Annotated in this window: 8 protein-coding genes; 3 read left to right on the top strand and 5 right to left on the bottom strand. The window is 55.4% G+C overall.

Going from position 1 to position 11,695, the window contains the following annotated elements; all coding sequences use genetic code 11:
* Positions 1-167: 167 nt before the first annotated feature.
* Complete coding sequence (locus tag ACUTAF_RS24825; protein WP_445582571.1) at positions 168-470, top strand: hypothetical protein; 303 nt, start codon at positions 168-170, stop codon at positions 468-470.
* A gap of 4,793 nt (positions 471-5,263) precedes the next feature.
* On the opposite strand, the gene ACUTAF_RS24820 is transcribed toward ACUTAF_RS24825, so the two are convergent.
* From ACUTAF_RS24820 to ACUTAF_RS24800, 5 genes are all read right to left on the bottom strand, one after another.
* Positions 5,264-6,391, bottom strand: coding sequence for a site-specific integrase (locus ACUTAF_RS24820; protein WP_445582570.1), 1,128 nt, complete (start codon positions 6,389-6,391; stop codon positions 5,264-5,266).
* Positions 6,345-6,623 (bottom strand): helix-turn-helix domain-containing protein, encoded by a 279-nt coding sequence (locus ACUTAF_RS24815; RefSeq protein ID WP_079390344.1) that lies wholly within the window; start codon positions 6,621-6,623, stop codon positions 6,345-6,347. Before ACUTAF_RS24815 ends, ACUTAF_RS24820 begins: the two co-directional genes overlap by 47 nt.
* Before the next feature lie 243 nt (positions 6,624-6,866).
* The gene (locus ACUTAF_RS24810) at positions 6,867-7,358 is read right to left on the bottom strand and encodes a hypothetical protein (RefSeq protein ID WP_445582569.1); all 492 of its coding nucleotides are present in this window, start codon (positions 7,356-7,358) and stop codon (positions 6,867-6,869) included.
* Position 7,359: 1 nt separating this feature from the next.
* Positions 7,360-7,602: a hypothetical protein gene (locus ACUTAF_RS24805; protein WP_445582568.1), complete on the bottom strand. Its 243-nt coding sequence runs from the start codon at positions 7,600-7,602 to the stop codon at positions 7,360-7,362.
* Positions 7,603-7,618: 16 nt separating this feature from the next.
* A complete protein-coding gene (locus ACUTAF_RS24800; protein WP_445582567.1) occupies positions 7,619-8,254 on the bottom strand; it encodes a hypothetical protein in 636 nt (211 codons plus the stop codon).
* A gap of 125 nt (positions 8,255-8,379) precedes the next feature.
* Here ACUTAF_RS24800 and ACUTAF_RS24795 point away from each other — a divergent pair, with 125 nt between their 5' ends.
* Complete coding sequence (locus ACUTAF_RS24795; RefSeq protein ID WP_445582566.1) at positions 8,380-10,344, top strand: DEAD/DEAH box helicase; 1,965 nt, start codon at positions 8,380-8,382, stop codon at positions 10,342-10,344.
* A gap of 536 nt (positions 10,345-10,880) precedes the next feature.
* Positions 10,881-11,678, top strand: a complete 798-nt coding sequence (locus ACUTAF_RS24790) for a class I SAM-dependent methyltransferase (RefSeq protein ID WP_311188660.1) — start codon at positions 10,881-10,883, stop codon at positions 11,676-11,678.
* Positions 11,679-11,695: the final 17 nt, after the last annotated feature.

Genomic DNA, 11,695 nt, shown 5'->3' with positions numbered 1-11,695 from the left:
CGAATTGCGATAGTAAAACACGATAGTCTCTATCCGTTGCAGGATAGTGCCGATGTCAGGCAATGACAACGGTTGCGCCTAATGTTATTCTTTCGAGTGTGCAATACTCACAGGCGCAAGCGCGCAGAAACCACCCTTGTCAGCCTCGACACAGGAGTTTGTCAGTCATGAAGAAAATTCTCGGGCTCGTTGTTCTTTCGCTTTGCGCGATCAGCGCTTCGGCCGCGGATCTGATGGCGTCCTCGACGGCGCCAACCGTCACCCAGAACATCGTTGTAGAAGGCGCCGCCTGCCCGGGTGTTGGGGCGACGGGGTTCTCTTCGACAGGTCTGCTACTTTCTTGCCAATCCGGTTTGTGCGCGCTGGCAGCACGGGAGAGGATAAAACATGGCTTCGGTACACCCTGGACAGCGCATTCTCCTTTCAATCAGGCAGAAGCTGCACCCCAGCATGATCGGCATCGTGGATGAGTGGGGCGCAATACAAATATGAAACTACTTTGATTGGTCTCGGCTGGCACCGGATTGAAATTATTTGCCAGATGCAATTGCATCCGGTGGGATGATAGCTTTAGTTGGATGCGGCAGACATAGGTTTGTTATGCGCACAATATTTTCGCCAGGTAGTCGATGTGTGATACCAGCATTTTTAATTGTGGAGTGCTATCGGGAAATGCAAGTCGCTTGGACCATTTGTACGTACGCTGACGTCAACGGAATTGTACCTCCATCGCAACGATTGCGGTGATGGAGCTTGCTCGCATGGTCTGTGCAGGACAAGGTTCCGCAATTACTGGGCATCATTATTCACATCCGGTTTTGTAGCATTGCAACCCCAGGCATTACTTCGGTCAAAAAGTGGAGGGCTGACTATTCAATACGGGTCTTTCGGAAGCTTTCGACGGGATTGCCAACCGGATGCAAACCCTGGAATTCTGTTTAGACGATTTATCGAACAGCATGCATAGCGCCCTGCACATATCTGGGATATGGTTCGGCTGCTAGTGGCGCAGCCATACCTAGTGCAAAACAGGTTGGTTCAAACGGCACAGTGCCCGCCAATTGCTTGCCAATCCGGTCGCTGGAGAAATGTTGGAGGCGCAATCCGATTGTTACCAGTTTCGGTTGTGGCGCTGAAATAGTATCACCGCTTGGTGCAGCACAAATGAACGAGTTACCGGTGGTGGAGCTGTTGTAGGCAATATCCCTGGCTGTGCGAATATTCCGGGCTTTACATGACAGAGATGGGCGCCCGTTTTACAGCGTTCACAGCGAGCAGACCGGTTTCATCAGGCGGACTCCAGGAAAGAGCTTCCGGTGGGTTCATCTAATCTCGCCACTCCCTGGGATAACATGGAGGTTTACGGGTATTTGCCAGCGGTTGTGATTGCCAATCCGGTACATTCGGCGATACCACGGTGGGTAGTCTCTTCCGTAATGGCAAGCTAATAACGGCTCGCTAGAGCCAAAAAGTGTTGTGGCTGGGGTGGCACCATCCTGAATATGCTTTCGATGCAACCTCTTGAGTCTGCAACGATAGCATCAACCCCCTTGAGCGCTCGCACATTAGTTCCCGGATCTTCGCATGTATTCAGCCTGCATTATTAGCAACCCAGGCAGTACGGGTATGGGCCTTTTGTTCTTAGGCTTGCCAATCCGGTGCGTGGTCCCAGCAGTTTGAAATGTTTGATTTGTTGAATTAAATGTCCATCCATGTCAGGTGTAGCTGCCGTTAATTTGGCGTCAACAAACTTTGCTCCATAGCAGGATGCGCTGGGGAGTGACCGGCCTCATTGGAACGAATTACAAATCCAGCACTGGTAGTCGCTCAAGCCTGCCCGGAAGATACCTATTTCAAGCATCATGGAACGGGTACTGCAAGGCCATCAAGGGTGACCTGCATTGACTAGCTTGCCAATCCGGTAGCTGGACATGCTATCGAAAGTAACCGATGCGCCAGTATTGATCAGAGCGCTATATAGAGGACCGGACGGCCTATGTACAGTCGTGTTGAATACTCGCATCTGGAACACAAAGATGAGTTAGATTCAAACAGCTTACTGCTGCTAAATGGTTATATGGGGTCTGCCGACGTAGTGGGGAATGTTGGTGGCCTTCTGTTTGTAAACGGCAACCCGGATTGGCAATGCCGAAATTGGTGTGGAGCAAATCAGATCCGCTTCCGCAAGTTGCATTGTTCCCGGCCGCTGCAACAGTAAGGATATCAGGATTGTTGGCCCCACCGTTATGGTTTGCCGCCTTCAGAGCAGGGTATGCCGCTCTTCCGATGTAGCTTTGTGGTTTGCCAATCCGGTCGTTGGAAAAGCGCATCAATGATCGATCCAGGCCCAAGATCTGCCCTTGCCTTCAATATTAATTACTGCCTGGGTTTCAATGCTCTCAATATATGCTCAGATCCGCGGTGATGTCCGAGACTCAATGGGGGTTGAGATTATCGTTAACGGGACTCAAGAGGTTGCATCGAAAGCAGATAGTGAAGGATGGTATAGCTTCGAATCAGTGAGCACTATTCTAGGCTCTAGCGATTGCTTCGTTATTAGAACCATTACGGCCAATAGCAAACTACCCACCGCATGGTATCGCCGAATGTAATGGCTGCAATCAAAGCAATTCGCACACATACCCGAAGTAATATGTATCCCAGGGAGAGTAGTGATAATACCCTCCTTGACGCTGATTGTTTTCTTGAGTACCCGATGGGGCAAGAGCAGTCCCCGGTGACGGTGTTTGCCACATTACAAACCCATACTTCGTCATGTAGGAGCCACCATATCCTACGCCATGTCGCCACATACCGGATTGGCAATCACATGGACGGAAAGGGATCGCAGCACGCCCTGGCACTTTCCAGCAGGCTTGCATGTCACCTAAAACCTGATAAGGGCCCGTTATGCCTTCCAGGAACGCTGCAGAATACCCATTTTCAGTAAGCTGTTTTGGCAGCTTAAAAGGTAGTACCAGATATATGGCTTGCACCTGCGTAGCTGAAGCAATCGCATTGAAGTTAGGTCCTCATTGGTAATGCGGGCGAGCCTGTCACCGGTCCATTGACTATTCCGGATTGTAAACTAGTCAATTCTTGAGAGCCCCAGGCAGAACCTTGCCAACAAAATTGAAAACTAACGGTAGTCCTTTTCCACAAACCGGATTGGCCCGATGAATACAGATGCGGGCGTGCCCTCACGGATTGTAAATAATGCATAGGCATAATGCATGGCTGGCAACCACTTACCGCAATTGCACAAGTTAGCAGCTGAATTAAATCCGGCAGGGCGAGCACCCACCTGTCTTAGGGTTCGCTATGTGGCACCCACTGAAAGATGCGGTCATAAATCCGCCCCCAAAGGAGAATTCTGCAGGTGTCTTCCAGCGACCGGATTGGCAATTAGTCAATAGCCTGAGCACTGTGACGGCGACTGACGAACTCGCTCATATGACCTGCACAACATAACCCGGGTGGTTTGGCAAGACGCTTGCAGGAGTGCCAACTAGGTGAGTCATGTGCCTCGGTCACGATTGCTATAGCACTCCGTTAATAAAAATGCTGGTATATCGCTGCCCGTCGCGAAAACTTGCGCATCCACAATATTCCAGCCGCATCCAAGCTAAAGACTATAATTATCAGCCCGGATGGTTTCGACGTATACATTGGCAATTTGAACCAGCCCCAGACCACAGCCCACCGGATTGGCAATCTACCACAACGGATTGGCAACGGTGACACTCACGTTGCCGGGGGTCTTGTAGTTCTTATGGCTCTGGGTAGTTAAATCCTATTCCGCATCTCATTGACTATTCCGGCACGCATAACCTAGTCCATAAACTTGGTTGAGCCCCAGGCAGAACCTGCTGCCACAAGTATTGGAATACCGAACATTACATCGGAAGTCGGCATACTGCATCGCGGTGTCCGACCCACCCTGGGTACACCAGTCTTTGATAGTTTGCGCCGTGGTATCAAATCGCCGTGCGTTGGTCGTCTTTTTTAAACGACCGGATTGGCAATTTACTCAACTCGATGGCAAATATAGCCGGCGTAAGACGATGAGCTTGGTTGCTTATCCCATCCATATGATGCCCAGCGCGGACTAAAACCAGAAGGGCAAGAGCAACTTCCGGTTCTCAAATTTGGTATACACCCTCCGTACGTCGAGCTTGTAGCCAAAGAGCCACCGGATAATGTCATGTAACCGCCGCCATCATCATTCGAACGCGCCCACACCCCGGATTGGCAATCACTATTTTTTAGTTATAGCAGAGCCATTCGACCGGGCAAACTCCACTGGAGTCAATCCGAGTTTGATGCTGCGGCGCCCACACCGAATGTGATAATCAGCGCGATCACCACCCATTTACACACCGGATTGGCATATCTAGTGCACGCTTGTAACTAATATGGCAATCTGTACATGAATTTCCAATGAAGCGGCGCCAGCTCCGCCACAAACCGGATTGGCAAGACTATTTTTTAGTTATAGCAAGCCACAACTGCTGCGGCTTGCCAGAATTTGATACAACCCAACAATCCCATATCGGTATATATGGTCATTGCATCAGCGGCGCCAGCTGCGCATGGAGTAAAAGGGAACAAGCTCTTATCAGATACATTAGTGTCTTGGCTGCCGCCCAGAAACACGGCTTCATAACGGTGGGCGCCAACAATGATACTTACTGTTCAGCGGCAACGCTCATTGCATAATTTGCCGTTTACAAACAGGAGGCCACCAACATGGCGGCAATGCAATATCAACATGAGGGTAGCCATAACAAATTGATTGCGCCGCAGAAACCCAGTACGTTGGAAGAGCAATTCGATGTATAAGCCTCACCGCTTTGAATCTTTCTTACTCCTGGCTCCCGCCTCCACACACCGGATTGGCAATCTAATCAGCATCAGCTACCTGGCACTGCGCAACACCTATGTCTGGCAACTCTCAACTGCCAGTTAGTGCTTCCCCTGCATAACGCTGCATTCTGCGAGCATGGCAAGAACTACCACCCAGCTATCTGTATAGCTTCTAAAGCAGTTTCTGAATATTGCGCAGAAGCACCCGATAGTCAGCGCCTCACCAAATAGTTGTTTCGGAGACGCCGGCATGCCAGAAGGTGCGCTGTCCAGGGTGTAAGCAGGGCTCAGCCATGTTTTATCCTGCTTTTGGGTTCCCAGCGACCGGATTGGCAAAACGGCAGCTACCGCGCGGCCTCCAAGCATTTTCTCCTGATACTTTATTGAAAAAATTGTCTCAGCATGCGGCCGCGAGCGGATCCACCATCACCACGCGCCTCTCGTCGATCATCTCCAGGTACTGGTCCGGAGGTGGAATGGGGTCAGCGTCGCGGAGCGCAGTCATCAAGCGTCTGAGCAGCTGGTCTTGGGCGATGCTCAGCGCGGTTTCTCGCGATTCGCTGGTTGCACTCAAGTCTTCGAAGTCGAGCAGCCTGATGGTTACCCCGGTGCTCGTTTGCGTCACGGCCGCAGGATAGGGGATCAAATGGTTGATCACCACCTGGCGACCCTTGCTCTTGCCGCCTTCGAGCTTCTTCACCAGGCGCTGTGCTTTGAGGTGCGTGTAGCGTTTCAGCATGCTGAGCGACTTGTGTCCGCTGATCGCGGCCACTTCCATCATGTCCAGGGTGCCCAACTCGAAAAGCCTGCTGATCGCCTCGTGTCGGAGATCGTGAAAGTGCAGATCCTCAATGCCGAGGCGCTGCAGCATCACCCTCCAGGTCGACTTGATGCCCTGGGACTGGTAGGAGAACACGGGCCCCTTGGACTGGACGCCAAGCCGGATCAGGGCGTCTCTCGCCTTCAGCGAGAGCGGAACGTCGCGCCTGGTCCCGTTCTTCGTATCTGGGAGGTGCGCAACGCGCGACTTCAGGTTGATGTTCTCCCACTGCAGCTTGAGGATCTCGCCCTGACGCATGGCTGTCTCAAGCGCGATGACGATGATCGAGTACAACTCGGTGTTCCGGTGGTTGTGCGCATAGCGAATGATCTGGCGCTCCTCGCGGGGCGTCAGCCGTCTCTCTCGACCGGGAGGGCTCTTGGGCTTGCGTACCTTCAGAACGGGGTTGTCGTCGCAGATACCCCATTCAATGCGGCCCAGTTCGAAAAGGTTCGACAGCAGCGACATTTCCAGCCGAACAGTCGCCGGCGAGAGGGGTTTACCGGTTTTCGAATTGACCTGCTGCAGGCGCTGATCTCGGTAGCTTGCAATGTCGACCGACGTAATCTGCCTGGTGATCTTGCTGCCAAGGATGGAGTTGGCCAGGTGCTCTACTCGGTAGCACTCCTGCTGGTAGCCTTTTTTGAGGATCGAAACCCTAGTCTTGTACTCGTGCAGGGCTTCCTTCAGCGTCATCTCGGTCATGCATATCGTCCAGTCGCGCCTGCGTCCTCGCAGCCAGGTCGACCAGAGACACATCAAGCACTTCGCAAAGGGAGAACAATGTGTCGAGCGTAGGAGAGCGCTGCCCGAGCTCCAGGACAGAGATGTAGGTGCGGTCAAGCCCGGCCTCGAACCCCAACTTTTCCTGGGTGAGGCGTTTCTGCTTGCGCAGTTCGCGGAGAGCCTTTCCGAAGGCCTGATTATGCTTGCGGATGCTGCTTTCCCGGCGTCAACACATGATAAAAGCCGGGATTCTCAGCGGTTCCGACTATAGTCGTCTTCCGCTTATAAACGGAGTTTCAGTAGGCAAGCTACCCTGGCCTGAAATAGAGACGGAGCGTCTATTCCGGTGGTCCCGAGCGCAGGGAGGCTATATGAAATAGTTGTGATAGTGAAGCAATGAGGTATTTCAAGCCAGGTGGTTTGGATGGGCGCCAGTTGACTGGCGCCTTCCTTTTTAGCGGGGGGCAGGAGAGTAGTCGGCCACTTGAGCTTGGTCTTGTTCCTTGGCAAGACCAAGGCGATCACGCACGAACTTCTCGACGTGCGCGGCCGCCTTGGCAATGGCTGCCAGTGCTGGCAACGCAGGAATTACGCCGGCGCCGGCCATGGCGATATTGTTGCCGAGAGACTCATATCCACCGGAAAGGCCATGTTTGACTGCATCCCACAGGGGAAGAATCTCGACACTCGCCACGTACTCCTTGTAGGCCATGGCGCCATCTTTGGTGACCCGGGCACCGATGCCACCGCCCTCGGTCATGATGTTGATATCGTGCATGGAGTCGATCGCCGCGCCACCCATGAACATCATCAGGCCCGGGGCCGCAGCCAGGGCCAGGGTCTGCAGGGTGGGGGTGTTGCGTAGCGCTTCGGTGCATTTCTCGAAGATCGAGCGGGACATCACCTGGTACAGGCTCGTGCCCTGGGTGGGAAGCATTTGGCTCATCTCAGTGTCTCCGTGCCGCTGCGAAGGTGCGTTCGGTCAGGGTGCAGAATTCGTCGATCGGCTCGACGACCTTTTCCATGTCCGGTGTGTGGTCCGGCGCGTTTTCCAGCTGCACCAGGATCGTGTGATAGACGTTGATCTGCAGCGCGACCTCGGCTTTAACCTCGGCGCTTTCCTGGCTGTCCAGGAGAAGCTTCGCGGCGCCTTCCAGGCGCTTGGTCCGTTCTTGAGTTTCGATACGCATGGGACTCCTTTTGACGCTATGCGGCTGGCAATGCCACCTGGTTGCTGAGCGTGCACGCGCCATGCAAATCAACGGCGTGCAGCTCATGATGTTGAAGCAGGATCGATGAGAGTTCCTCGTCGACAGTGAACATCGAGGGGGAGGGTTCACCGCTTCGCAGGCGCTCCAGTGCCTGGGTCGTGGAGGAGGGAAGGGATGCCGCAGTTGCGATCGCCAGCGCGTGCTCGATTTGGGTCAGGCAGGGGCGGTCGGCCTCAAGGCCCTGTTCGACAGCAAATTGCACAATCCCGTAGCCGGAGTGCTTGTGCATTAGCAGGTCGGCGACTCCCGATGCGGTCTGCTGGGTGAGCCCGTCGCCAACGATCGAGAAAGACAGTTGCGCCCGGGTCATCAGGTTTGCGGCGTACTGCCGCAGCGTTGAAACACGCACGTAACCCGAAAAGTCGCCTTCCTCTGGAATGCTGCGGTAGCCGGCGAGGGCGGCTTTGATGAGGTGAGGGTCGCTGACCGGCTGCCATTCGAGTTGGCCCGAGTCTCCAGGTCTTGCCTCGTCCACCAGCAAGATCTCCTTGGCCTTCAGGCTCGGGTAAACAACCACTTGGCCCCGGTATATCGGGACGGCAGAGTTCTGTGCAGCGTCGTCGTTACTCATGGGCAGCCCCTAAGCATCTGTTTGTGCTTTCGATAGAATAACAGAGCATATTCGATTGGTGGCTAGCAAAACGTGCAAAAGCGATTACGATAGCAACACACTTATCGCCACGGTGCCCGCGCACTATGTTCAAGCGCCGCACAACTCAGCCACAGGAGTTACTCGGTCGAGCTGTCTTTGACGGCTATGACTACGGGCTCTCTTTTGCCTATGTCGAGGGCTTGGGCCGGGCGCTCGGCGCTCATAAGGCCCGATGCTTTCGCAGGCCCGGCCATCGCCTTCACAACGCGTGGCGAGTGCCGAAATCGGTCGTGCACGAAGATCTCAGCGAGTTCTTTGCGGCGATCCAGGCAGTTGCTGGTGATGCCTTCCCCGAAACGCTGGAGACGTTCACCCGCAAGCTCGATCAAGCCAGGGCGGCGCCGGTGGCAGACGCCTTTACTGCCGGCATCTGCGTTCGGCTATCGGCCATGGTCGACGGCAAGGTGCTCGCCCGCGGCGACTATCACCCCGGGCTGGTGGCGATTTACCGGCGCATGCGCGGTGTATTTCTGGGGCCGAGCAAGGCCTGGAAGATCAACTGCACCCCCGAAGTTCTGCGCAGTAACCTCATTGAAGGCCTTGGCCTCAGCGAGGATCAGGTCGAGATACTTGAAGGCGTGCACGAGCTGCTGGAGGACGGCTCCCTGACTCAGGCTCGTGAATGGGATTCCATCGCGGTCGGCGGCACAAGGCCGGAGCCAACTGGCGAAGAAGATGACCTGAGCGAAAACGAAGTCTATCTGGCCAGTATTCCTGAGATCACTCGCACCAACTGGACCCAGACTGCCCTGGCCGAAGCTTTGACGCGGTATGAGTTGTATGACTACCAGCGTGCCGGCGTAGCGCACCTGGTGCGACGGAGCAGCGCGCTTCTCGCTGACGATATGGGCCTCGGTAAAACCCGCCAGTCCATCGTTGCTGCTGACATCCAGGCGCAGGGCCGGCCGACGCTGATCATCTGCCTGGCCAGCCTGGTGATCAACTGGGCCCGCGAGATCGCCGCGGTGAAGCCGGGCGATCGTGTGGCCATCCAGGAATACGATCCCGAGGCTCAGTGGGTCATCATCAATTACGAGCGGCTTGGCCAATTCGTCAAACTGGCCGGGCACTTCGCGGTGATGGTGATCGACGAGGCGCATCGCCTCAAGGAACCCACGGCCGAGTGGACGCGGCATGCGTTTGACATCGCCTCGCAGATCCCCAATCGCTACCTGCTGACCGGCACCCCGGTGCTGAACAGGGAGAGCGAGCTTCATACGCTGCTTCGTCTGTCCGGACACCCGATCGGCCAGATGCCGCTCAAGGCCTTCTGCGAGCAGTTTGCCGGCAGCAGTGAGTTCCGCACGACACTGCGGGCCCGCCTTTCCGATTGGATGCTGCGCCGCTCGAAGGACGTGCTCACAGGCCTCAAAGGGAAGCAGCGTCAGACGGTCGCGGCGCGACTTTCTGCAGCTGATCGTGACGCCTACAAGGCGATCCTGTCTGGCGACAAGACACCGCTTGCACGCATCGGCGCGCTGCGGTCGCTTCTTGAGCGTTCCAAGGCCAATGCCTGTCTCGAAATGGTTCGAGATCTCGATGCAGAAGACAAGGCGATCGTCTTCTGCGAGTTCATCGAGACCGTCGACTGGCTGAAAGAGCAGTTGGAGGCATGCGGCATCAGCGTCGTTACGCTCACTGGCAAGATGTCCCGAACACAGCGTCAGCGATCGGTCGATCGCTTCCAGTCGGACGAGGGCGTGCGGGTGTTCATCGGTACGACCTCTGCGGCCGGCACCGGCATCAATCTCACCGCGGCGAACTATGTGATCTTCGCGAGCCTTCCCTGGACGCCGGCGCTCCAGGATCAGGCAGAGGATAGGGCCTACCGTAATGGCCAGCTCAGGATGGTGGTGGTCAAGATCCCGCTGGTTGAAGATTCCATCGACCAGGGTTTGTGGGAAATGTTGGCAGCGAAGCGAGCTGTCGCCCGGGACCTGATCGATCCGACTGATCTCGACGAGAGTCGCGCAATGGCGTCTGCTGCGGCGAGGCTCTTGGCGGCATAAGTGCAGCTATCTTGTTGAAAAGTAACGTGACCTTAAAGAATTCCGGCGAGGGCTGCGCCGGAAGTTCATCGTCACCGGCCACCCATTGTCCCTCATCTCGCCGCTCCTTACTCACGCCTGCGCGTTCGTAATTCCAGAAATTACTTCCAGAAAATTGGGCAAACGCAGCTGCCTATCTATGTCTATATCCATCGATATTTCAGTGACTTAGCTACTTGCTGTGGCGCCAAGATTCTCTTTTTCCAAGAATTAGTTGTACGGACAGCGACGCCGCCGCCAGGCGCGCCCTCCCCTTAGGGCTATAGAAATGCTGATAAGTACGGTTATCAGCAATTTAGCGCCCTTCTTTTGCCGAAAACGTTGCATTTGCAATTGGTATTGTCATTGCAGGTGGCGGCAGTGCGCGTAAAGCCCTTTCACAGCGTGGCTTTCCGCTAATTTCGCCAATTTCAGCGCCGTTACACATGCAATCATGGTTGACGCCTCGCGACTGCGCGTTTAGTTTTGCAATGTCAAAACGAAATCGAGGCCGAGAGATGAGTCAGAAGAAAGCGCTGGATCAGTACCCCACGCCGGCGTGGGTCGCTGAATGCTTGGTTCGGGAGCACTTCGCGGATCTGAGCACCGCTGATGTGGTTGTGGACCCAACCTGCGGCCCTGGGCGATTCCTTCAGGCCGTGCCGTCGCATGTCAGTGCATTTGGGGTCGAGATCGATCCAGAGCTGGCCGGCATTGCGCGCAGCCTGACAGGCCGCCAGGTGATTACCGGCGACTTCTTCAAGGTTGAACTCCCGGCCCGGCCAACAGCGTTCATCGGCAACCCGCCATTCAAGCTGGCCTTGGTCGATCGCCTCCTCGATCGCGCTCATGACCTCCTGGAGGATGAAGGTCGGGTCGGACTGATTCTGCCCTGTTACGCGTTCCAGACTGCGGGACGGGTCGTGCGATACAGCTCCGACTGGAGTCTTCAGCAGCAGATGATTCCGCGATCGATCTACCCAGGGCTCTCGAAGCCGCTGATGTTCGCCATCTTCAGGAAGGATCGGCGCCAGATGATGATCGGGTTATCGCTCTATCACGAAGCCGCTTTCGTTCAGGCGCTGCCGGATGACCTGCAGGAGGCCCTCGTCGAAGGGCCGGTTACATGGGGAGGACTTGTGATCAGCGCCATCACGGCCGCCGGCGGCGAGGCGGCCCTCGCCGACATCTACGACTATGTGTGCGCGCGCCGGCCGACCACGAATCCGCACTGGAAGGAGCAAGTTCGTAAGATCTGCCAAGCCCGGGCGCGGAGAACCGGCCGCGGACGGTACGCCGTTTCCGAGGCTGCTTGATCAGGTATAAGTTTTTC

The sequence above is a fragment of the Pseudomonas sp. SP16.1 genome (assembly GCF_052682975.1).
The sequence above is the reverse complement of the archived record's forward strand: the minus strand, read 5'-3'. Positions and strand labels throughout refer to the sequence as shown.

Bases quoted from the DNA above. Each gene is read 5' to 3' on its own strand.
- ACUTAF_RS24790 (WP_311188660.1), top strand. From the start codon at position 10,881: ATGAGTCAGAAGAAAGCGCTGGATCAGTACCCCACGCCGGCGTGGGTC.
- ACUTAF_RS24810 (WP_445582569.1), bottom strand. From the start codon at position 7,358: ATGAGCCAAATGCTTCCCACCCAGGGCACGAGCCTGTACCAGGTGATG.
- ACUTAF_RS24825 (WP_445582571.1), top strand. From the start codon at position 168: ATGAAGAAAATTCTCGGGCTCGTTGTTCTTTCGCTTTGCGCGATCAGC.
- ACUTAF_RS24805 (WP_445582568.1), bottom strand. From the start codon at position 7,602: ATGCGTATCGAAACTCAAGAACGGACCAAGCGCCTGGAAGGCGCCGCG.
- ACUTAF_RS24800 (WP_445582567.1), bottom strand. From the start codon at position 8,254: ATGAGTAACGACGACGCTGCACAGAACTCTGCCGTCCCGATATACCGG.
- ACUTAF_RS24820 (WP_445582570.1), bottom strand. From the start codon at position 6,391: ATGACCGAGATGACGCTGAAGGAAGCCCTGCACGAGTACAAGACTAGG.
- ACUTAF_RS24795 (WP_445582566.1), top strand. From the start codon at position 8,380: ATGTTCAAGCGCCGCACAACTCAGCCACAGGAGTTACTCGGTCGAGCT.